Source organism: Clostridium sp. KNHs214 (assembly GCF_000744935.1).
Taxonomy (GTDB): domain Bacteria; phylum Bacillota; class Clostridia; order Clostridiales; family Clostridiaceae; genus Haloimpatiens.
Genome location: NZ_JQMW01000011.1, coordinates 674,147 through 697,299, shown reverse-complemented (window position 1 = coordinate 697,299; position 23,153 = coordinate 674,147). Strand labels below are relative to the sequence as shown.

Below are 23,153 nucleotides of genomic sequence, written 5' to 3'. Positions count from 1 at the left end.
AATGAAGGATAAAATATTTATAAAAGGTGCTAAAGTACATAATTTAAAAAATGTCACATTAGAAATACCTAGAGATAAGTTTGTTGTATTTACGGGACTTTCAGGTTCTGGAAAATCATCTTTGGCTTTTGATACTCTATATGCAGAGGGGCAAAGAAGATATGTAGAGTCATTATCAGCTTATGCAAGACAATTTTTAGGCCAAATGAATAAGCCAGATGTGGAGTATATTGAAGGATTATCACCAGCTATTTCTATAGACCAAAAGACCACTAGTAGAAATCCAAGATCAACTGTAGGTACTGTAACAGAGATATATGACTATTTAAGACTTCTTTATGCAAGAATAGGTCATCCTCATTGTCCTAAATGCGGTAAGGAAATAAAACAGCAAACAGTGGATCAAATGGTAGATAAAATTATGAGTTTCCCTGAAAGGACAAAACTGCAGGTTCTGGCTCCAGTGGTTAAAGGAAGAAAGGGAGAGCATGTTAAAATACTAGATAAAATAAAAAAAGAGGGATATGTAAGAGTAAGAATAGATGGAGAAATTCTAGATATATTAGAGGAAGATATTAAGCTAGAAAAAAATAAAAAACACAATATAGAGATAGTAATCGATAGAATAATAGTAAAAGAAGGAATGGAAGGAAGAGTAACTGATTCCCTAGAAGCGGCACTGAAATTGGCAGATGGGCTTGTTATTTTAGATATAATTGACCAAGAAGAGATGCTTTTAAGTGAAAAATTTGCTTGTGCAGAATGTGGTATAAGCATAGGAGAATTAGAGCCAAGAATGTTTTCCTTTAATGCACCTTATGGTAAATGTGATTATTGTGATGGACTTGGAACGCTTTTAGAGATAGATGAAGGTTTAGTTATACCAGATAGAAGTAAGAGTATTTTAGAAGGGGCCATAGTTTCATTAGGAGAGGGAAGTTTGAAAAAAGACTCTTGGACCCATTCTATATTAAAAGCTTTAAGTGACAAATTCCACTTTTCTTTAAATACTCCTATAGAACAGCTAGAGCCTCAGGTGTTAAACATAATTTTATATGGCATGAAAGGGGAAAAATTAAAGGTACATTATGTAAAAGAAGACAGAGAAGGAATTTATAATTACGCTTTTGAGGGTTTTATAAATAATTTAAAAAGAAGGTATATGGAAACTTCTTCTGATTATATTAAAAGAGAAATAGAGCATTATATGAGTAATAATCCTTGTCCGAAATGTCATGGTGCTAGATTAAAAGAAGAAGTTTTAGCAGTTACGGTAGGGGATAAGAATATATTTGAGTTTAGCAAAATGCCTATAAAGGATGAAATAGATTTTCTAGAGGAACTGACATTAAGTGAAAAAGAAAATGCTATTGCAAGTCAAATATTAAAAGAAATAAAAAATAGATTAAAGTTTTTGATAGATGTAGGATTAGATTATTTAAACTTAACTAGAACTGCAGGAACTTTATCTGGAGGAGAGGCTCAAAGAATAAGGTTGGCAACACAAATAGGTTCCAGCTTAGTTGGAGTTTTATACATACTGGATGAACCTAGTATAGGTCTACATCAGAGAGATAATGACAGGCTTATAGGTACATTAAAGCATCTTAGAGATTTAGGTAATACCTTAGTGGTGGTAGAGCATGACGAAGATACTATAAAAGCTGCGGATTATATAGTAGACGTGGGACCTAGGGCAGGTGAACATGGAGGAGAAATAATTGCAGCCGGTGATATAAATTCCATAATGAATTGTGAAAAATCTATAACTGGACAATATTTAATAGGAAAAAAGAAAATAGACATACCTTTAGAAAGAAGAAAACCTTTAGGAAAAATAATAAAAGTTATAGGAGCTAGGGAAAATAATTTAAAAAATATAAGCGCAGAAATACCAGTAGGATTATTTACTTGCGTTACTGGGGTTTCAGGTTCTGGTAAGAGTACCTTAGTCAATGAAATATTGTATAAGGGAGTAAATAAAATACTAAATAATTCTAAAGTTAATCCAGGTAAGCATAAACTTATAGAGGGAGTAGAAAATATAGACAAAATAATAAATATAGATCAAAGTCCTATTGGCAGAACACCAAGGTCTAATCCTGCAACTTACACAGGTGTATTTGATATTATTAGGGAAGTATACTCTAATGTACCTGAATCTAGAATGAGAGGATATAAGCCAGGAAGATTTAGCTTTAATGTAAAAGGTGGTAGATGTGAAGCTTGTAGGGGAGATGGCATAATAAAAATAGAAATGCAATTTTTATCTGATGTATATGTGCCTTGTGAAGTTTGTAATGGAAAGCGATATAATAGAGAAACTTTAGAGGTTAAGTATAAGGGTAAAAATATAGATGAAGTATTGAATATGACCGTAGATGAAGGAAGTAAATTCTTTGAAAACATACCTAGGATAAAAAACAAGTTAGATACTCTTATTGATGTAGGTTTGGGATATATAAGATTAGGTCAACCATCTACACAATTGTCTGGAGGAGAAGCTCAGAGAATAAAACTAGCTTATGAGCTTTCAAAGAGAAGTACAGGAAGGACTTTATATATACTAGATGAACCAACTACAGGACTTCATGTGGATGATGTGAATAAATTAATAAAAATTTTACAAAGGTTAGTAGATGGCGGAAATACTGTAGTTGTGATAGAACACAACTTAGATGTGATAAAATGTGCTGACTATATAATAGATTTAGGGCCTGAAGGTGGGGAAAAGGGAGGCACTATAGTTACTTTTGGAACACCAGAGCAGGTGGCTCGTAAGAAAAATTCTTATACGGGACAATACTTAAAAAAGATGTTATAATTTACAATAGACTAGTATATTCTAGTCTATTGTATTTTGTAAAAAGAAGGTGAAGGTTATGGATTTAAGTAAATTTAGTTTTATATCTAAAATATTTACGATAGCCATATTAGCTATAATATACGTAATAATATTTTTTATATTAAAAATAATGTACAAGGATATCAAGGAACCGGGAAAGAGAAAAAAGGCAAGAAGAAAGAAGTATGGATTAGAGGTTGTACAGATAAAGGGAAATGAGGTTTTGAAAGTAGGAAGTGTGATTCCCATGGGAGATTGGATAACTATTGGTAGAAGATCAGACAATACCTTAGTATTATCTGATGAATATGTTTCAGGCCATCATGCAAAGATATTCTTAAAGAATAATAGTTGCATTATAGAAGATTTAAATAGTACCAATGGAACTTTTGTAAATGATGAAGCTATAGAAGGAAAAACCTATTTGAGCTCAGAGGATATGGTTAAGATAGGAAATTCTGTTTTTAAAATTATAGGATAGTATAAGGAGGCATTCTCCATGAATTATTTAGCTGATGAAAAAAAACTTTTAAGATACACTTATTTACTATGTTTTACTATTTTTATAGATTTGTTTTTAATAAAAGATCCTTTCGACAAGGGAGCAATAATAATGGCGGTGCTTATAAGCATACTTATAGGTTATTCTCATTTTATTATAAGAAGATTTTTCCCAGACGGAGATAAGGTCATACTTATTATAGCTAGTATATTATCTGTAATAGGTATAGGAGTTTTATATAGATTAAGTACTACTGTAGCTATTAAGCAGTTAATATGGTTTTCCATAGGAGTAGCTGGATTTATATTTATAGTAGTGCTTTTACCAGATTTAGAAAGGTTTAAAAAATTAAGATATTTATATTTAATAGCTACATTAGTAGCAATGTCATTAGGAACACTATTTGCACCAGAACAATATGGCTCAAAGAACTGGATAAGTATGTTTGGGGTTAAGTTTCAACCATCAGAGTTCGGAAAATTGTTTTTAGTAGCATATCTAGCATCTGCCTTAAAAGAATACGAAAGTTTTAAGCAGCTTATAGAACCAGCTATAGTGGTTATGATTTCGTTAGGATTCATGGTTTTTCAAAAGGATTTAGGATCTGCACTAATATTTTTTGGTATTTCCGTTACTATGCTTTATATAGCTACTTCTAAATTTAAATATGTAGCTACTTGTATAGGATTATTCATAATAGGAGGACTTATAAGTTATAAGCTTTTTGGGCATGTAAGGCTTAGAATAATGATATGGAAAGATCCCTTTAAATATGCGTCAAATGAGTCTTTACAGGTGGTACAATCAATGATAGCTATAGCTAGCGGTGGATTATTTGGGTCAGGATTAGGGTTAGGATATCCCAACTTTGTTCCAGTAAATCAAAGTGACTTTATATTTGCCGTAATATGTGAAGAATTAGGTCTGCTTACAGGTATAGCAATTATTATATTGTACTTTATATTGTTTTATAGATGTACTAGAGCAGCTTTAAGGGCTAATAATAATTTTTCTAGATTGCTGGCAGTAGGATACAGTGCAACTATAGCTTCACAGGTTTTAGTAATAATAGGTGGAGTTATGAGCATCATACCTCTTACTGGAATAACATTGCCATTTGTTAGTTATGGGGGAAGCTCTATGATAATAACATTTTTCTCCTTGGGTATATTACAAAAGATTTCTGAAGAGGGAGTGTAAAAATGAAGGATATTTCGCAAAATATTAAAAAGGTAATGATTATTTTTTTACTACTCTTTTTAGGTTTAATTGTTTATATGACATATTTTGAAGTATTTCTAGGCTCTAAATTAGTAACTAGAGCAGATAATGGAAGGCTATGGGCCAAGAGAAATGCAATACTAAGAGGTGTTATATATGATAGAAATATGAAGCCTCTAGCTGAAAGTAGTAAAAATGGAGAAAAGCAAATTAGAAAATATCTATATAATGATTTATTTGTTCACACATTAGGATATGAAAATGAAAAGTATGGATTAACAGGAATGGAAAAAAGATATGACAAAGAATTAATGGCATTAGATAGTATAGATATATATAATGTATTTAATTTTAAAAATAAAGATACTGAAAAAAAAGGGTATAATTTAATAACTTCATTGGATTATAATATTCAAAAGAAAGCTTATGACTTATTAGGTGATAATAAGGGAGCAGTTGTGGTGTTGAATCCTAAAACAGGGGAAGTATTAGCTATGGTTTCTAAACCAGGTTTTAACCCTAATGAATTAACAGAGGATAAGTGGAAAGCAATAAATAAAGATGAAAAATTTCCACTTATAAATAGAGCAGTTTCTGGCATGTATCCTCCAGGATCAGTTTTTAAAACTGTTACAGCTGTTAGTGCTTTAGAAAATATTGATGGTATGATGAATAAGAGAATTCAAGACAATGGTAAAATAGTATTTAATAGTAGGGAAAAATTATCAAACTATGGTGGAGAAGTTCTTGGTAATATAAATTTTCAACAAGCTTTTGTACATTCAAGTAATGTGTATTTTGGAACCTTGGGAATGGAAATGGGAAACAGTAAATTAAAAGAAACAGCAGAAAAATTCTTTTTTAATAAAAGCATACCATCCATAGGAATCACTATAGACAATAGTAGATTCCCGAAATATAAAGATTATGAAAAGGGAAATATAGCTCAAAGTGCTATAGGGCAAAGTGGAGTATTAGCTACTCCTATGCAAATGGCTGTAGTTGCTTCAACTATAGCTAACGATGGAGTAATGATGAAACCTAAAATTGTAAATAAAGTAACAAACTCTAAGGGAAACACTATGAAAAATATTTCACCAGAAAACATCGGACAGATTACTAGCAAGCAAAATGCAGATATCATTGAAGAATTTATGAGAAAAACTGTGCAGCAAGGTACTGCTAGAGCTGCAAAAAACTCAAATGTAGCTATATGTGGAAAAACAGGAACAGCAGACCATAAAGATGATGGCTCAAAGAATTCTACGCCTCACTCTTGGTTTATTGGATTTGCTCCATATCAGAATCCAGAAATAGCTATAGCTGTAATTGTAGAAAATGGGGGAACTGGAGGAGGTAGTGCCACTAGAATAGCTACTGAAGTCATTAATGAAGCTATAAAAAAATAAAAATTCATTAAGCTAAAGGAGATTATTACATGACTGGAAAAACTCATGCTGGCATAGGAATAGTAACTTATATAGGACTATGTGATAAGTTGCCTGGCAAGTTTAGTTATATAGGTATAGTGGTAGTGGGTATAGCCTCATTATTGCCAGATGTAGATCATCCTAAGGGTATACTCAATAAATATATATTACCTTTTAAGAATAAGACTACAAAGGTGGCAATTTATGTAGGCATGGGTTTAATTACTCTCCTATTAGATCATTTCTGTTTTAATAAGCCTATAATAAAAGTATTAGGATTTATATTAGTAATGATAGGCTTTTCTTCACACAGAGAGGGCATAACTCATAGTATAGTGGGGATGGCATTATTTACTTTAATAGCTTCTTATTTAGGCAAAATGTATGGAATTTCTGATGTGGTATACTACTTTTTGATAGGATATGGTATGCATTTGTTATGTGATATGCTTACTAAAAGAGGGGTACCTATATTTTACCCTTTTAAAAATAAGAAATATAAATCTCCAGTAAATTTCTCTACTGGTTCAAAGATGGGAAAAATAGTTGAAGAAATAATAATGATGGTAGGCCTTATGTATGCAATATATAAACTGCCCTTTATTTTATTCTAGAAAGTACATATTATAATCTAAAGTATTTAAGTTATAATTCTAATATAAACTTACTTTTGTTTTGGAGGAAATTATGTTTGATTTTGAATATCATTTAAAAATGCTTCCAGAAAAGCCTGGAGTTTATATAATGAAAAACTCTATAGGTACAGTTATATATGTTGGTAAAGCTAAAATATTAAAAAATAGAGTGAAACAGTATTTCCAAAGTTCTAAAAATCATCCTGAAAAAGTTAGACAAATGGTTAAAAACATAAGTGAGTTTGAATATATTGTTACAGACTCTGAGATGGAAGCATTGATACTGGAATGCAATTTAATAAAGAAATATAAACCTAAATATAACATATTGCTGAAAGATGATAAGGGATATCCTTTTATAAAGATAACTTTAAATGAAGATTTTCCAAGAGTAATTATAGCTAGGAATAAGGTTAAAGATGGAGCAAAGTATTTTGGACCTTATCCTGAGTATTCTGTGGTAAAGGAAATAATTTTGCTCATTAAAAAAATATTTCCCTTGAGAACTTGTAAAAAAATAATAAAAAGTGAAGATGTAAAATTAAAAGCTCATATAAAACCTTGCTTAAATTATCACATAGGTATTTGTAAGGCTCCTTGTGCTGGATATATTTCTAAAGACCAGTATGGGAAAATAGTTGACAATATTATAGAATTATTATTGGGAAAAGATAAAACTTTAAAAAATCAATTGCAAAAGGAAATGATGGAAGCCTCTAAAAACTTACAGTTTGAAAAGGCGGCTTCTTTAAGAGATAAATTAGAAGCGGTGAATAAAGTTTGTGAGAATCAGAAGATAATATTTGGCAATTTTGAAAATGAGGATTATATAAATTTATATATGGATGAAAAGGATACTTGTATTCAAGTTTTCTTTTTAAGAAATGGAAAGATTATAGGAAGAGAGCACTTTATATTTGAGGATACTGCAGGAAACAATAAGGGAAATATAATAAGTACTTTTATAAAGGAATTTTACGGAGGAACAGCTTTTATACCTAAAAATATTTTAGTTCCTGATATAGAAGAAGGGGAACTTTTAGAACAGTGGCTTTCATTAAAGAAAGAAGGAAAAGTAGAGATAAAAATGCCTGTAAAAGGTAAAAAACACCAATTGATGCAAATGGTAATGAAAAATGCTAAAATAACATTAGAAGGGTTTAAGTTAAAGTACATAATGGATAAGGAAATGAATAATAAAACGTTGGAGGAGTTTACAGAAATTCTTAATTTAAAGGAAATACCAGAGAGAATAGAGGCATATGATATTTCCAACATTCAAGGTGTGGACTCTGTAGGAAGTATGGTGGTTTTCGAAAATGGAAAGCCTAAATCTAGCGATTATAGAAGATTTAAAATAAAAGAAGTAATAGGTCCTAATGATTATGACAGTATGAGAGAAATACTTAGAAGAAGATTTTCTCATGGATTTAAAGAAATAGAAGAAATAAAAGAAAAAAATTTACAGTATAGTGTGGGAAAATTTTGTGTTTTCCCAGATTTAATACTTATGGATGGAGGATTAGGTCAAGTAAATATTGCCTATGAAGTTTTAAGAGAGTACAATCTAGAAATTCCTGTATGTGGAATGGTTAAAGATGATAAACATCGTACAAGAGGTTTAATATATGAAGGAGAGGAAATAATCTTAAATAGAAACTCTAGTGTAATGAAACTTATAACTAGGATACAGGATGAGGTTCATAGATTTGCCATTACTTATCACAGAAGTTTAAGACAAAAGAGAGTATTACATTCTGTATTAGAGGATATACCATTAATTGGAGCAATTAGGCGAAAAGAACTTTTAAAGAAATTTGGAAGTATAGATAATATTAAAAAGGCATCTTATGAAGAGCTTATAAGCACTCCATCTATAAATATGCAGGCTGCAGATAGTATAATGCAATACTTTAGAAAAAGCAAAGGAAGTGTATAATATGAACTATATATCGGACCTTCACACCCATACAATAGTAAGCGGTCATGCTTATAGTACATTATTAGAGAATATAAGTGAAGCCAGTAGAAAGGGATTGAAGATACTGGGTTCTGCAGAACATGGACCTAAAATGCCAGGAGGACCCCACATATTTTATTTTGGGAATTTAACTGTAATTCCTAGAGAAATGAATGGAGTAAAAATATTAAAAGGTTGTGAAGCTAATATAATTGATTTTGAAGGAAATGTAGATATACCTGAGAGAATTTTAAAAAAATTAGATTATGTTATTGCAAGTTTGCATGATGTATGCATAGAACCAGGAAGCATAGAAGAAAATACTAATGCACTTATAAAGATTATGGACAATACATATGTAGATATAATAGGGCATCCTGGAAATCCATCATTTCCTATTTACGAAGAAGAAATAGTTAAAAAAGCTAAAGAAAAGAATGTATTATTGGAAATAAACAATAGTTCATTTGTAAGCTCAAGAAAAGGAAGTAAGGACACTTGCTCAAAAATAGCTAAACTTTGTAAGAAATATGGTACAAGAATAATAATAAATAGTGACGCACACTTTGCTACGGCTGTAGGTGACTTTAAGGAGGCAGAGGCGATTTTAAAATCAGTAGGTATGCCAGATGAACTTATTATAAACAAAAGTGAAAAAGAAGTGTTAAATTATTTAAAGAATAAAGGCAAAGCACTTGACATAGCTATTGATTAATTAATATTATATAAATTATACTATATGTATGGAGATAAAATTCTAAAAGGAGATAGATTATGAATGGATACAAAGATTTTAGCCTTCTGATGAAGTCTATATTAGAGCCAGAGGATATGCTATTAGATGAGCCTATGAAAAATCATACATCCTTCAAAGTTGGAGGACCTTGTGATATATTAGTAACTCCAAAGAACTATGATCAAATTATAAAGATAATACAGCTTTGCAGGGAGCATGAAATTCCTTATTATATAATTGGAAATGGATCTAATCTTCTTGTAAAAGATGGTGGCATAAGAGGAGTTGTAATTAAAACTTGTAAATTAGACAAAATTGAGATTGTAGGAGAATGTGTAGTTGCAGAAAGTGGAGCAGTTCTATGCAGTGTAAGCAATAAGGCTGCAAAGAGTGGACTTACAGGCTTGGAGTTCAGTAGTGGAATTCCAGGAAGCATTGGAGGAGCTGTAGCTATGAATGCTGGAGCTTACGATGGAGAGATATCTAAAGTAATAGAAAGTGCAGTGGTTTTAAACAAAGATGGAGAAATATTAAATCTTTCTAAGGAAGAATTAGAGTTAGACTATAGAAAAAGTGCTATACTTAAATATGGATATACTGTTTTAAAAGTTACGTTTAGATTACATATGGGTGACAAAGAGAAGATAATGAATAGAATTTCTGAATTAGCTTCTAGAAGAAAAGAAAAACAACCTTTAGAATATCCATCTGCAGGAAGTACATTTAAAAGACCAGAAGGGTATTTTGCAGGTAGATTGATAGAAGAAAGTAATTTAAAAGGTGTATCTGTGGGTGGTGCGCAGGTATCAGAAAAGCATGCAGGCTTTGTTATAAACAAAGGAGGCGCTACTGCTAAGGATATATTGGATATTATTGAACTGGTTAAGGAAAGGGTAAAAGCAAACTTTCAGGTAGAGCTTCAACCAGAAGTTAGAATAATAGGAGAAGAATAGTATATTTATTACGTATTTAATGGATATTTACCTTGGCGTAAGTAGCCATTAAATACGTAGTGAAAATTTTGATAATTCAAAATTTTACTAAAATATAAAAATAAATTGGGGGGTATTTTTATGAAATACGGAATAAGAGAAGAGATATTGAGTTTAAACATGTACAAGGCTGGTAAGCCTATAAGTGAAGTAAAAAGGGAGCTAGGATTAGATGACGTTATAAAATTAGCTTCTAATGAAAATCCACTAGGATGTTCACCTAAGGCTAAAGAAGCTATTGTGAAGACTTTAGAAGAGCCTCAAATGTATCCAGATGCTTCTAATTATGAATTAAAGCATGCCATAGCAGAAAAGTTAAGTGTAAAGCCTGAAGAAGTATTCTTAGGTACAGGTTCAGATTCGTTAATAAGAATTATAAGCAATACATTGTTGAATCCAGGGGATGAATGCATAATGGGTGAGGTAACATTCCCACGTTATGAAGCAGGGGCTAAATTAATGGGAGCTAAGGTTATATCAATTCCAATGAAAAATAATGCTCTAGATATAGAAAAGATGGTAGAATCCGTAAATAATAAGACGAAAATAATATGGTTCTGCAATCCAAATAACCCAACAGGAACTATATTTACAAAGTCTGAATTTGAAAAAGTTTTAGATAAAATACCAGAACATGTGATTATTATAATGGATGAAGCGTATATTGAATATGTTACAGATAAGGATTTCCCAGATGCTTTAAATTATTTCAATAAGTATAAAAATATGATAGTATTAAGGACTTTCTCAAAAGCTTACGGATTAGCTTCATTAAGATGTGGATATGGAATAGCTCATGAAGAATTGGTAGGATACTTTAATAGAGTAATAGGACCATTTGATGTAAATTTATTTGCTCAAAGAGCAGCTGTAGCAGCACTTAAAGATGATGAGTTCTTAAACAAGGTATATGAAGAAAACAAAGCTGGAAAAGAATATCTTTATGGAGAATTTGATAAGTTAGGTCTCCCTTATGAAAAAACTAATGCTAACTTTATAATGGTTAATACAAAGACAGATGATAAAGAAGTATTTAATAAATTATTAAAACAAGGATTGATAATCAGACCAGGACATTTATTAGGAATGCCAGGTTGGATGAGAGTTACTATAGGAACTATGCCGCAAAATAAAAAATTCATAGAAGCTTTAAAAAATAGTCTATAAAAGCATAGAAAACTGTGAACAAAATAAGCTTAAATTTTGCTCACAGTTTTTTTATACTTTTCAATGGCAAGTAATACAGGTAGTTACTGTAGTATAATTTATGTTATAATAATAAAATAAAACTGTAACAGTAATAAAGATAGCGAGGTGTTCTTATATGAATTTTGTAATAGTTACAGGATTGTCTGGAGCAGGGAAAACACAAGCTATAAGATGCTTAGAGGATTTGGGATATTTTTGTGTAGATAATTTACCAACTACTTTAATACCCAAGTTTGCAGAGGCTTGTTTTCAAACAGAGGGTAAAATAGATAAAATAGCATTAGTAATAGATATTAGAGGTGGTAAATTCTTTGATGATTTATTTACAAGTTTAAATTACTTTAAATGTCAGGGATATCATTATGAAATTTTATTCTTAGAGGCCAGCGATGAGGTTTTAATAAAAAGATATAAAGAGTCAAGAAGAAAGCATCCACTAGCCCCAGAAGGAAGAGTTTTAACTGGAATAGATTCTGAAAGAGAAAAATTAAGAGATGTAAGAGAAAAAGCTAATCACATTATAGATACAACTAAGCTTTCTACAAGGGAGTTAAGAAATAAAATAACCAGCATATATGGTGACAAGGATCAAATAGAAAGTAAATTAATGATAACTGTATTATCCTTTGGTTTTAAATACGGTATTCCCCTAGATTCAGATTTGGTATTTGATGTGAGATTTTTACCCAATCCATATTATATTCCAGAATTAAAGCAGTACTCTGGAAATGATAGTTCCGTAAGAGATTATGTAATGGACTTTAAGGAAACCACAGATTTTGTGAAAAAACTGGAGGACATGTTAAACTTCTTAATACCAAACTATATCAAAGAAGGCAAAAGGCAGTTAATCATATCTATTGGATGTACAGGCGGAAGGCATAGATCTGTAACTATAGCTAATGCTATGTATCAAAAATTAAGAGATAAGGGTCATAATGTAACTATAGATCACAGAGATATAAATGAGGATGTTAGCAAGGGTGGTATGAAAATATGAAGCTAACTCAATGGTTGAAGCCGGGAATAAAAGTTAAAAGGTGGATACTTTTTGGAATTATGGGTATTCTTTTAATAGTATTTGGAATAATAGAATTTTTAAATAAGATGTACTATAACATATACTACATAACATTTTTTATTTTTTTAATAGTATGTGGCGTATTTACTCTTTACATTTCTATAAATCAAGGTATGAAATCAGTTATAGCACTTATAAATCAAGGATATTTAAAAGTATCCTTTGACTCTAAAAAATTAGGAAATTTAATATATGAAAAAAGGTTATTAGTAAAAGGGCCTAAAATAGTAGTAATTGGTGGGGGAACAGGCTTATCCACTATGCTAAGAGGGCTTAAATATTATACATCAAACATTACAGCCATAGTTACAGTTGGAGATGATGGAGGGGGTTCAGGTGCATTAAGAGAGGATCTTGGTATACTGCCTCCTGGGGATATAAGAAACTGTATTTTATCTTTAGCAGATACAGAACCCTTAATGGAAGAACTTTTACAATACAGATTTGCAGAGGGAAGACTTAAGGACCAAAGTTTTGGAAATTTATTTTTAGCAGCTATGAATGGAATATCAGATAATTTTGAAGATGCAGTTCAGAAGATGAGCTCTGTTTTAGCGGTAACAGGTAAAGTATTACCTGTTACTTTAGACGATATGATTTTAAAAGCTAGACTGGAGAATGGTGCTATAGTAGAAGGTGAATCTAATATACCAAAAGAAGCGTTAAGGTGTAATAGTAAAATAGATAGAATTTTTATAGAACCTGAAAATGCTAGGGCTCTTAGAGAATCTGTACAATCTATAAAAGAAGCAGATGCTATAATTTTGGGACCGGGAAGCCTTTACACGAGTATAATGCCCAATCTTCTTGTAAAAGATATATCTAATGCAATAAAAAGGACAAAGGCATTAAAGATTTATGTGTGTAATATCATGACTCAACCTGGAGAAACGGATGATTTCACCGTGGCCGATCATATTAAAGCCGTACATAAACATGTAGGAGAAGGTATGATTAATTATGCTGTGGTGAATGATGGTGAAATTACTAATGAACTTATAGATAAATATAAGCTTAAAACATCACATATAGTAAAATGTGATGATGGAGAGTTAAATGCCATGAACATAAATACCGTAAAAGGTAATTTTATAAAAGTTAAAAAAGGCTTAATAAGGCATGATGCAGAAAAACTGTCATCAATACTAATAGAAACAATTATGGATAAACAATTATTCTATGATAGGAAGAAGATACTTGAATACTTCTACTTATCTGAAAGATTAAAGGAAAATAGAAGGGAAAGAAGTTAAGATGTCGTTTTCGTCAAAGGTTAAAAGTGAAGTTTGTAGATATGTGGAGGTTTCCAAAGAAGAGGCTATAGCTATATTATCAGGAGTGATGAAAGTAAGTGGCACCATAGCTTTGGCATCAAATAAACAATTAAGTTTTAAGATAACTACAGAAAATCCTAGTATTGCAAGATTAGTATTTAAATTGTTAAAAACTCATTTTGGTATACATGCTAGAATAATGGTTAAGAAAAATAATTCTCTAAAGAAGAATAATGTTTATGTAATAATTATAAATGAAGAAATGGGAGTTAAAAACTTATTAAGAAAAGTTGGCGTTTTAAAACAGCAAGACAGTTTTTCATTGGAATTTGGAATACCTTCAAATTTAGTTTATGACGATAAAACTAAAAAGGCCTTTATAAGAGGGTCTTTTTTAGGGGGAGGAAGTATTAGCAATCCTGAAAAGACCTATCATTTAGAATTTGTAACTCATGATAATAACTATGCGGAAGAGCTTAGTGGGTTAATCAACACTTATGGCCTTAACTCAAAGGTTATACAAAGAAAAAGCAGCTATGTAATTTACATTAAAGAAGGAGAACAAATTTCTGATTTATTAAGTATTATAGGAGCTCATAGTTCATTATTTTTCTTAGAAAACATAAGAATAATGAAGGAAATGAGGAATAATGTTAATAGATTGGTAAATTGTGAAACTGCTAATTTAAGTAAAACTGTAAATGCTGCAGTTAGACAAGTAGAGAGTATAAAGTTAATTGAAAGTGAAATAGGCTTAAAAAGACTTCCTAAAAACTTAAGAGAGATAGCTGAACTTAGACTAAAGTATCCAGATGAGTCCCTAAAGGAATTAGGAGAAATGTTGAATCCTAAGGTTGGAAAATCAGGAGTAAACCATAGACTTAGAAAAATAGAAAAAATAGCAGAAGAATTAAGAAAAGAAGGCAGGTAGTAAATTTTATGTCTAAACACGAGAAAATATTGAATTATATTAATTCATTAACCCCTGGAACTAGGATTTCTGTAAGAGGTATTGCGGCAGAATTAAGTGTAAGCGAGGGAACTACCTATAGAGCCATAAAAGAATCCGAGGATTCAGGAATAGTGTCAACTATTCCTAGAGTTGGAACTATAAGAGTAGAAAAAGTGGAAAAGAAAAATAGAGAGCTTTTAACATATGCTGAAGTTGTTAACATAGTAGAAGGAAATATTTTTGGGGGAAAAGAGGGTATATATAAAACTTTAAGTAATTTTTTTATAGGAGCAATGACAGAGGATGCTGCTGCAAGGTTTATTGAAAAATCATCTTTAGTTATAGTTGGAAATAGGGAGGAACTTCAAAGGTTAGCATTGATGAATGAATGTGGAGTACTTATAGCAGGTGGATTTCAATGCAGTGAAGAAATTAAAAAATTAGGAGACGAAAAATGTTTGCCTATTATATCTTCCAGCTATGATACTTTTACTATAGCTAGTATGATAAACAGGGCTCTTTCTGAAAATATAATTAAAAAAGATATAATATTGGCAGAAGATATAATGACTGAGGCAGAATGTATGTTGGATACGGATAATGTAAGAAAGTTTAAGGAATTAGTGAAAAAGAATAAACATGAAAGATTTCCAGTATTAGATAAGGATAATAAGTTAGTGGGCATAGTTACCTTAAGAGATATAAGTGATGGAGTTGATGATCAAGAGCTTATAAGTAATGTAATGACTAAAAATCCAATAACAGTTTTTTCAAAAACCACTATAGCTTATGCTGCACATATAATGGTTTGGGAAAATATAAAAATGTGTCCTGTGGTACACAAAAAGAAACTTTTAGGAGTTATAACAAGGAAAGATGTAATTAAAGCTCTTAAGTACGCATCAAGACAGGAACATGTAAAAGAAACTATGGAGGATTTAATTTTAGAGAATTTCAAATACAATAATGAAGATGGAAAAATGCATTTTTATGGAGAAATAATACCTGAAATGTTAAATGAGCTAGGAACAGCTTCCAGTGGAGCTTTAAATATGCTTCTTTCCACTACTGCTGAGCTTACTGTGCGAAGCAAAAACAATGTTAACATATATGTGGACAACATAGTAACTTATTTTATGAGACCTGTTCAAATGAACAGACCAATAGATATATATACTGAGATTGTGGATATGGGTAGAAATTCATGCAAAGTGGAAGTTAGCATGTACAATAAAACTAAAGATTTAATAGCAAAAACTATACTGTCAGCTAAAATACTAAATTAAGGTTTGATAACTTGCTTTCTCAATATTTTATGAAAATTATGAGTGGGCAAGTTTTTATAAAATAAAAACTAATACACTAGAGAGGAGGATATTAGATGGATTTTGTACATCTTCATGTGCATACAGAGTACAGTCTCTTAGATGGTTCAGGCAAGGTTGACAAACTTATAGCTAGGGCTAAAGAATTAGGAATGCACAGCCTTGCCATAACGGATCACGGAACCATGTATGGATGTGTAGAATTTTATAAGGAAGCTAAAAAACAAGGAATAAAACCTATAATAGGTTGTGAAATATATGTATCTGAAAAGTCCATGGAATTAAAGGATAATAAAGAAAACAGCATATACCACCTAGTACTTTTGGTAAAGAATGAAAAGGGTTATGAGAATTTAATGAAGATAGTTTCTACAGCATCTATAGAAGGCTTTTATTATAAACCTAGAGTGGATCATGAATACTTAAAAAAACACAGTGAAGGACTTATAGCGACTAGTGCATGTTTAGGGGGAGAAGTTCAAGCGAATATATTGAAGGGAAATATAGAAAAAGCTAAAAAAGTTGCACTTTTATACAAGGAAATATTTAAAGAAGGCTTTTATTTAGAACTTCAATATCACGGACTTCAGGATCAGTTAAAGGTAAATGATGAGCTTATAGAATTGTCAAAAGAGTTAGATATACCATTAATTGCAAGTAATGACGTGCACTATATAAAAAAGGAAGATACCAAAGCTCATGATGTACTTTTATGCATTCAAACAGGTAAGACGGTAGATGATGAAAATAGAATGAGGTATCCGTCAGGTCAGTTCTATTTAAGATCACCAGAGGAAATGTATAGTCAATTTTCCTATGCTAAAGAAGCGCTGGAAAATACCGTAAAAATAGCAGAACAATGTAATTTCGATTATGAATTTCATGTGTCTAAATTGCCAGAATTCCCTTTGAAAAAGGGGCAAGATCATTATGAATACTTAAGAGATTTATGTTATAAAGGACTAGAGGAAAGGTACCAAGATATAGGAGAAGAATTAAAGGAAAGACTGGAATACGAACTGGGCATAATAAATCAAATGGGCTATGTAGATTATTTTCTCATAGTTTGGGACTTCATAAGGTTTGCCAGAGAAAGTAGTATAATTACAGGGCCAGGCAGAGGTAGTGGGGCAGGGTCATTGGTAGCTTATACCTTAGGAATAACCAAAATAGACCCAATAAAATATGGACTAATATTTGAAAGATTTCTTAATCCAGAACGTGTGTCCATGCCAGATATAGATAGCGATTTTTGCTATGAAAGAAGGCAAGAGGTTATCGATTACGTGGTGGATAAATATGGAGAAAATAATGTATCTCAGATTATAACCTTTGGTACTATGGCAGCTAGGGCTTGCATTAGAGATGTAGGTAGAGCGCTTAATTACTCCTATGCGGAAGTAGACAAAATAGCTAAGATGATACCTATAGTACAGGGAGGTATAACTATAGATAAAGCATTGGATATGAATCCAGAGCTTAAACTGGTATATGAAGATGATACTAGAGTAAAAGAACTTATTGATATAGCGAGAAAATTAGAAGGTCTTCCAAGACATACATCTACCCATGCAGCTGGTGTAGTTATAGCATCTAAACCTTTAGTAAATTATGTGCCGCTTCAAAAAAATGATGACAATGTAGTGGCACAATTTCCTATGGGAACTTTGGAAGAACTTGGACTTTTGAAAATGGATTTCTTGGGCTTACGTACCCTAACTGTCATAAGAGATGCACTTGATATAATAAAGAAAACTAAAAATATAGATATTGACTTAGATAAATTAGGTTTTGAAGATAAAAATGTGTATCGCATGATTGGAGAGGGCAAGACCACTGGGGTGTTTCAGCTAGAGTCCCCAGGCATGACTAGTTTTATGAAAGAATTAAGGCCCGATTCATTAGAGGATATAATTGCGGGCATAAGTCTTTACAGACCAGGTCCTATGGCAGAAATACCAAATTACTTAAAAAATAAAAAGAATCCAAAGGAAATTCAGTATTTAACTCCAGAATTAGAGCCTATATTAAATGTGACTTATGGGTGCATGGTTTATCAGGAACAGGTTATGGAAATTGTTAGAAAACTAGCTGGATATTCTATGGGAAGAAGTGATTTGGTTAGACGTGCTATGTCTAAGAAGAAGCACGATGTAATGCTTAAGGAGAGACAAAATTTTATACATGGAATAGTGGATGAAGAGGGTAAGGTATTGGTGCCGGGCTGTGTTAGAAATGGCATAAGCGAAGAGGTGGCAAATAAGATATTTGACCTTATGATGGACTTTGCATCCTATGCCTTCAATAAATCCCACGCCGCTGCTTATGCAGTAGTAGGATATCATACGGCATATTTAATGTATTACTATCCTACAGAATTTATAGCAGCTATGCTAAATAGTGTAAGGGGTGACAATGAAAAAGTAGCCCACTATATAAGGTTTGCCAAGGAAGCAGGTATAGAAGTGCTTCCGCCGGATATAAATGAAAGTTTTACTGATTTTACAGTTCAAAAGGGTAAAATAAGATTTGGCATGTCTGCAATAAAAAATATAGGAGTAAATGTAGTAGATAGTATAGTAAAATCTAGAGAGGAAAATGGAATATTCAACGATTTTATGGACTTTTGTAATAAAATAGACTTGAGCTCTGTTAATAAAAGGGCAGTGGAAAGCCTTATAAAATGTGGTGCCTTTGATAATTTTTCTATATATAGATCTAAACTTTTAGCGGTTTATGAAAAGGTTCTAGATGGAATAAACAATAGAAATAAGAAAAATATAAAGGGTCAGATGAGTTTATTTGATACTGTAGAAGAACCTATAATGGATTTAGGAGTAGTTTATCCCAATATACAAGAATTCGATAAAAAGTATATTTTGTCTATGGAGAAGGAAATGACAGGTTTGTATATATCAGGTCATCCACTAGATGAATATATAGAATCTTTAAAGGCTACTACGGATACCAAAACTACAGACATAATCATAAATGAAGATATAGAAGAAAATGTAACAGTAAGTGAAAATGACCTAAAGGTAAAAGACGGAGACAGAGTAGTTATGGGTGGAATCATTTCTAGCTTAAGCAAGAAGGTCACTAGAAGTAATACCATGATGTGTTTTATGGCTTTGGAAGATTTATATGGTACTATAGAAGTTGTGGTATTTCCAAAAGTATTGGATAAATATAAAAGCTTTATAAATGAAGATGAGTTAATCATAGTTAAAGGAAGAGTTAGTATAAGAGAAGATGAACAGCCTAAAATACTTTGTGATACAATAGAACCGCTGGTAAAGATAAATAGCAGTAAAATATATATTTTGGTGGAAGATGAGAGCAAAACAAAATCAGCTTTAAGTAATATAAGAAAATTAGCAGAAGAATTTAGTGGAAATATACCGGTTTATATATGTACCAAGAGGGAAAGAAAGAAATACAGAGTGAACAGAGATCTATGGTTAAGTGAGGAACCAGAGGTTATGAGTAAACTTGTACAAATATTTTCTTATGACAATGTAAAAAAACAATAAAAACATATAGAAAACATCATCTAAATATCTCAATGTGCCTTAGGTGGTGTTTTTTATATATTTCTATGATTCATATGTATTTTTTCAAAAATAGTTGAGAAAAGGTTTAGATTTTTAGGCTATTGCATATAATCATTTTTAAATAGTTTGAATAAATTCTACTTTTTTACTAAACTAAAATTACGGAAGAAAATAAATGAATAATTATATTTTAATAGTGAAAAATATCTAGTGAAATGATATAATAAAAAATGTGTAGGAAGTTGTCAAAAACATATATTTTATCATATAATTTTAATAAATGTGGGACAAAGTGTGTCCTAGCGGTCGTAGGAGGGAACAGCTTATGAAAACTATAGGTATATTAACAAGCGGTGGAGATGCACCAGGAATGAATGCTGCTATAAGATCAGTGGTTAGAACTGCGCTAGATAAAGGTTTAAAAGTAATGGGAATTCAACGTGGATATAGCGGACTTATAAATGGAGAAATTTTTGAAATGAATAGACATAGTGTATCAGACATAATACATAGAGGCGGAACTATCCTTAGAACTGCAAGATGTGAGGAATTTAAAACTGAAGAGGGAAGGAAAAGAGCTGCTAATGTTTTAAAAATTTTTGGAGTAGATGGACTAGTAGTTATTGGTGGCGACGGTTCTTTTACAGGTGCAAGATTATTGTCTGAATTGGGAGTGTCAACAGTTGGAGTTCCAGGAACTATAGATAATGATCTAGCTTACACTGAGTATACTATAGGATTTGATACAGCTTTAAATACAGTATTAGATGCTATAAATAAAATAAGAGATACCTCTACTTCTCATGAAAGAGTGAGTGTCGTGGAAGTAATGGGAAGAAATTGCGGAGATATAGCACTATATGCTGGATTAGCTGGTGGAGCTGAAAGTATAATAATTCCTGAAAAAGGATATAATGTAGACGAATTATGTAGAACTATATTAGAGGGCAAATTAAGAGGAAAAATGCATAATTTAATAGTTCTTGCAGAAGGTGTGGGAGGAGCAGAAGAATTAGCAAAAAAAATAGAAGAGATTACTGGAATAATAACTAGAGCAACTGTTCTTGGCCATATACAAAGGGGAGGAAGCCCTTCAGCCTTTGATAGAGTATTAGCAGCTAGATTAGGAGCAAAGGCTGTAGACACGCTTTTAGAAGGTAAAAAGGCAAGGGTTGTAGGAATTAAGCACGGAAAGATCGTAGATCAAGATATAAATGAAGCATTATCTACAAAAAGGGAATTTGACGAAGAATTATACGATATAGCAAGAGCATTATCTTACTAGAATAATTAATGAACACTATATTGGGTAAGCTAATATTAATAAGGTACATGAAAAGAAATAACAAGTGGAATATACTAGCATACTAACTTATTATTTATTTGAATGTGCCTAACGTCTTCCATTATATAAAATTAATATTTAATAAGGAGAGTATGTTTCATGAAAAAAACAAAAATTATATGTACTATAGGACCTGCAAGTGACAATAAAGATACCTTATCAAAACTTATGGAAGCAGGAATGAATGCTTCTAGACATAATTTTTCTCATGGGGATCATGAAGAACATAAGGTAAGAATGAACCTTGTAAAAAAATTAAGAGAAGAATATAGAAAGCAAATTGCTATAATACTTGACACAAAAGGTCCAGAAATAAGAACAGGTAATTTTTCAAAGGAAGCTGTTCAACTAAATGAGGGACAGAAGTTCACCATATACTGTGGAGAAGAAGTTTTAGGAGACGAAACTAAGTGCTCTGTGACTTATGAGGAATTATGTGAAGATGTAAATGCTGGAGACACTATATTAATAGATGATGGTTTAGTTGGATTACAAGTAGAAAGTATAGAAAAAAACAAAATACACTGCATAGTTAGAAATAGTGGTGAAGTTTCAAATCACAAGGGTGTCAACGTACCAGGAGTTTCTATAAACCTACCAGCCTTAACAGAGAAAGATAAAGAGGACTTATTATTTGGTATAGAACAAGGAGTAGACATAATAGCTGCTTCATTTATAAGAAAAGCATCAGACGTTTTAGAAATAAGAAAACTATTGGCTAAAAATGGTGGAAGTGATATACAGATTTTTTCTAAAATAGAGAATGCTGAAGGCGTAGGAAATATAGATGACATAATAAAGTTTTCTGACGGAATAATGGTAGCTAGAGGAGATTTAGGTGTAGAAATACCAACTGAAGAAGTACCAGTTGTACAAAAGATGATAATAGAAAAATGTAATATGGTAGGTAAGCCAGTAATTACAGCTACCCAAATGTTAGATTCTATGATAAGAAATCCAAGACCAACAAGAGCAGAAGCTTCGGATGTAGCTAATGCTATATTTGATGGCACAGATGCTATAATGCTAAGTGGTGAAACTGCTAAAGGAAAGTGGCCAGTAGAAGCAGTGACAACTATGGCTAAAATAGCTATGAGAATAGAGGAAGCACTAGATAATAATAAAAGATTACAAAAGAGAATGGAAGCACATATACCTAATGTAGCTAATGCCATAAGCTTAAGTGCAGTAACTACTGCAGAACAGTTAAGCGCTTCTGCTATAATCACAGCTACACAAAGTGGAAGTACTGCAAAAAGGGTTTCAAGCTATAGACCGGATTGTCCTATAATAGCAGTAACTCCAAATGAAAAGGTAGCTAGAAAACTAGCACTTAACTGGGGGGTATTTCCATTAGTTACTTCTCAATACAAATCTACAGATGAACTTATAGATCAATCTGTAAATATAGCTTTAGAAGAGGGATATATAAATAAAGGTGATCTAGTAATAATAGCAGCAGGTATCCCAGTACAATATTCAGGAACTACAAACATGTTAAAAGTTCATATAGCTGGAGATATACTAGTACAAGGTAAGGGCGCAGGAAATAAACCAGGATACGGTGTAGCTCATGTAGTGAATTCTCCAGAAGAGGCTAATAGAGTAGTTCAAGAAGGAGAAATCTTAATAGTAAAAGATTTAAATAAAGAATATATAGATGCTTTAGATAGAGCCGTTGGTATAATAGCAGAAAATGGCGGGCTTACATCTCACATGGCTATAGAATGTATATCTAGAGAAATTCCAATAATCTGTGGAGCAGAAAATGCTACAAATATTATAAAAACAGGCTCATTTATAACTATGGACACAGGAAGAGGAGTAGTATATAGCGGAAGAGCTAATGTAAGATAAAAAATATATAAAAAACTATTGATTTAATTTCATTTTTGTTGTAAAATTATATTTCATACGTATATTTATTTTTTTAATGGATATACTACTATAATAGAAAATACTGGCAACTGATTTTACGACCTTGCACCCTATTTGGGTGTATTTTTTTTGCATAAAATATTTGAATAAAATATTTTTAGGGTATCAAACTAGTATAAACAAGACAATTATGAATATAAGCAAATGGTTTTCA

General features: G+C 31.5%; 16 protein-coding genes. All 16 read left to right on the top strand.

The genetic code is table 11. The features are described from left to right. The first annotated feature begins 1 nt into the window (after nt 1). The 16 genes from uvrA (at nt 2) to pyk (ending at nt 22,918) form a co-directional block, all read left to right on the top strand. Nucleotides 2-2,824, top strand: coding sequence for an excinuclease ABC subunit UvrA (uvrA, locus tag CC89_RS11775; RefSeq protein ID WP_035292342.1), 2,823 nt, complete (start codon nt 2-4; stop codon nt 2,822-2,824). A 58-nt stretch (nt 2,825-2,882) separates the two neighbouring features. After that, nucleotides 2,883-3,326: an FHA domain-containing protein gene (locus CC89_RS11770; protein WP_035292341.1), complete on the top strand. Its 444-nt coding sequence runs from the start codon at nt 2,883-2,885 to the stop codon at nt 3,324-3,326. Nucleotides 3,327-3,344: 18 nt separating this feature from the next. Further along, entirely contained in the window at nt 3,345-4,547 is a 1,203-nt protein-coding gene (locus tag CC89_RS11765; RefSeq protein WP_035292338.1) for an FtsW/RodA/SpoVE family cell cycle protein, read from the top strand. Nucleotides 4,548-4,549: 2 nt separating this feature from the next. After that, on the top strand, nt 4,550-5,977 hold the full coding sequence (locus CC89_RS11760) for a peptidoglycan D,D-transpeptidase FtsI family protein (protein WP_035292337.1): 1,428 nt from the start codon (nt 4,550-4,552) through the stop codon (nt 5,975-5,977). A 29-nt stretch (nt 5,978-6,006) separates the two neighbouring features. Beyond that, nucleotides 6,007-6,612 carry a metal-dependent hydrolase gene (locus tag CC89_RS11755; RefSeq protein ID WP_035292335.1) on the top strand — a complete coding sequence of 202 codons (606 nt, stop codon included), beginning with the start codon at nt 6,007-6,009 and terminating at the stop codon, nt 6,610-6,612. A 73-nt stretch (nt 6,613-6,685) separates the two neighbouring features. Beyond that, nucleotides 6,686-8,572 carry an excinuclease ABC subunit UvrC gene (gene uvrC, locus CC89_RS11750; protein ID WP_035292333.1) on the top strand — a complete coding sequence of 629 codons (1,887 nt, stop codon included), beginning with the start codon at nt 6,686-6,688 and terminating at the stop codon, nt 8,570-8,572. Between the two features lies 1 nt (nt 8,573). Further along, a complete protein-coding gene (locus CC89_RS11745; RefSeq protein WP_035292331.1) occupies nt 8,574-9,308 on the top strand; it encodes a phosphatase in 735 nt (244 codons plus the stop codon). Between the two features lie 59 nt (nt 9,309-9,367). Further along, the gene (gene murB, locus CC89_RS11740; RefSeq protein ID WP_035292328.1) at nt 9,368-10,282 is read left to right on the top strand and encodes a UDP-N-acetylmuramate dehydrogenase; all 915 of its coding nucleotides are present in this window, start codon (nt 9,368-9,370) and stop codon (nt 10,280-10,282) included. Nucleotides 10,283-10,402: 120 nt separating this feature from the next. Next, nucleotides 10,403-11,488, top strand: coding sequence for a histidinol-phosphate transaminase (hisC, locus tag CC89_RS11735; RefSeq protein ID WP_035292326.1), 1,086 nt, complete (start codon nt 10,403-10,405; stop codon nt 11,486-11,488). 157 nt (nt 11,489-11,645) lie between these two features. Next, entirely contained in the window at nt 11,646-12,530 is an 885-nt protein-coding gene (gene rapZ, locus CC89_RS11730) for an RNase adapter RapZ (RefSeq protein WP_035292324.1), read from the top strand. Beyond that, nucleotides 12,527-13,864, top strand: a complete 1,338-nt coding sequence (gene mgfK, locus CC89_RS11725) for a gluconeogenesis morphogenetic factor MgfK (RefSeq protein ID WP_035292323.1) — start codon at nt 12,527-12,529, stop codon at nt 13,862-13,864. The genes rapZ and mgfK overlap by 4 nt, the downstream gene beginning before the upstream one ends. Before the next feature lies 1 nt (nt 13,865). Next, on the top strand, nt 13,866-14,816 hold the full coding sequence (gene whiA / locus CC89_RS11720) for a DNA-binding protein WhiA (RefSeq protein WP_035292321.1): 951 nt from the start codon (nt 13,866-13,868) through the stop codon (nt 14,814-14,816). Between the two features lie 8 nt (nt 14,817-14,824). After that, a complete protein-coding gene (locus CC89_RS11715; RefSeq protein WP_035292319.1) occupies nt 14,825-16,123 on the top strand; it encodes a DRTGG domain-containing protein in 1,299 nt (432 codons plus the stop codon). Between the two features lie 95 nt (nt 16,124-16,218). Then, nucleotides 16,219-19,695, top strand: a complete 3,477-nt coding sequence (locus tag CC89_RS11710; RefSeq protein ID WP_035292317.1) for a DNA polymerase III subunit alpha — start codon at nt 16,219-16,221, stop codon at nt 19,693-19,695. A 346-nt stretch (nt 19,696-20,041) separates the two neighbouring features. Continuing rightward, nucleotides 20,042-21,001: a 6-phosphofructokinase gene (gene pfkA / locus CC89_RS11705; protein WP_035292316.1), complete on the top strand. Its 960-nt coding sequence runs from the start codon at nt 20,042-20,044 to the stop codon at nt 20,999-21,001. Between the two features lie 159 nt (nt 21,002-21,160). After that, entirely contained in the window at nt 21,161-22,918 is a 1,758-nt protein-coding gene (gene pyk, locus CC89_RS11700; protein ID WP_035292314.1) for a pyruvate kinase, read from the top strand. Nucleotides 22,919-23,153: the final 235 nt, after the last annotated feature.

Coding starts and splice junctions, on each gene's coding strand:
- CC89_RS11715 (WP_035292319.1), top strand. CDS start 14,825: ATGTCTAAACACGAGAAAATATTGAATTATATTAATTCATTAACCCCT.
- CC89_RS11760 (WP_035292337.1), top strand. CDS start 4,550: ATGAAGGATATTTCGCAAAATATTAAAAAGGTAATGATTATTTTTTTA.
- whiA (WP_035292321.1), top strand. CDS start 13,866: ATGTCGTTTTCGTCAAAGGTTAAAAGTGAAGTTTGTAGATATGTGGAG.
- hisC (WP_035292326.1), top strand. CDS start 10,403: ATGAAATACGGAATAAGAGAAGAGATATTGAGTTTAAACATGTACAAG.
- pyk (WP_035292314.1), top strand. CDS start 21,161: ATGAAAAAAACAAAAATTATATGTACTATAGGACCTGCAAGTGACAAT.
- rapZ (WP_035292324.1), top strand. CDS start 11,646: ATGAATTTTGTAATAGTTACAGGATTGTCTGGAGCAGGGAAAACACAA.
- CC89_RS11755 (WP_035292335.1), top strand. CDS start 6,007: ATGACTGGAAAAACTCATGCTGGCATAGGAATAGTAACTTATATAGGA.
- pfkA (WP_035292316.1), top strand. CDS start 20,042: ATGAAAACTATAGGTATATTAACAAGCGGTGGAGATGCACCAGGAATG.
- CC89_RS11745 (WP_035292331.1), top strand. CDS start 8,574: ATGAACTATATATCGGACCTTCACACCCATACAATAGTAAGCGGTCAT.
- mgfK (WP_035292323.1), top strand. CDS start 12,527: ATGAAGCTAACTCAATGGTTGAAGCCGGGAATAAAAGTTAAAAGGTGG.
- CC89_RS11770 (WP_035292341.1), top strand. CDS start 2,883: ATGGATTTAAGTAAATTTAGTTTTATATCTAAAATATTTACGATAGCC.
- murB (WP_035292328.1), top strand. CDS start 9,368: ATGAATGGATACAAAGATTTTAGCCTTCTGATGAAGTCTATATTAGAG.
- CC89_RS11710 (WP_035292317.1), top strand. CDS start 16,219: ATGGATTTTGTACATCTTCATGTGCATACAGAGTACAGTCTCTTAGAT.
- uvrA (WP_035292342.1), top strand. CDS start 2: ATGAAGGATAAAATATTTATAAAAGGTGCTAAAGTACATAATTTAAAA.
- uvrC (WP_035292333.1), top strand. CDS start 6,686: ATGTTTGATTTTGAATATCATTTAAAAATGCTTCCAGAAAAGCCTGGA.
- CC89_RS11765 (WP_035292338.1), top strand. CDS start 3,345: ATGAATTATTTAGCTGATGAAAAAAAACTTTTAAGATACACTTATTTA.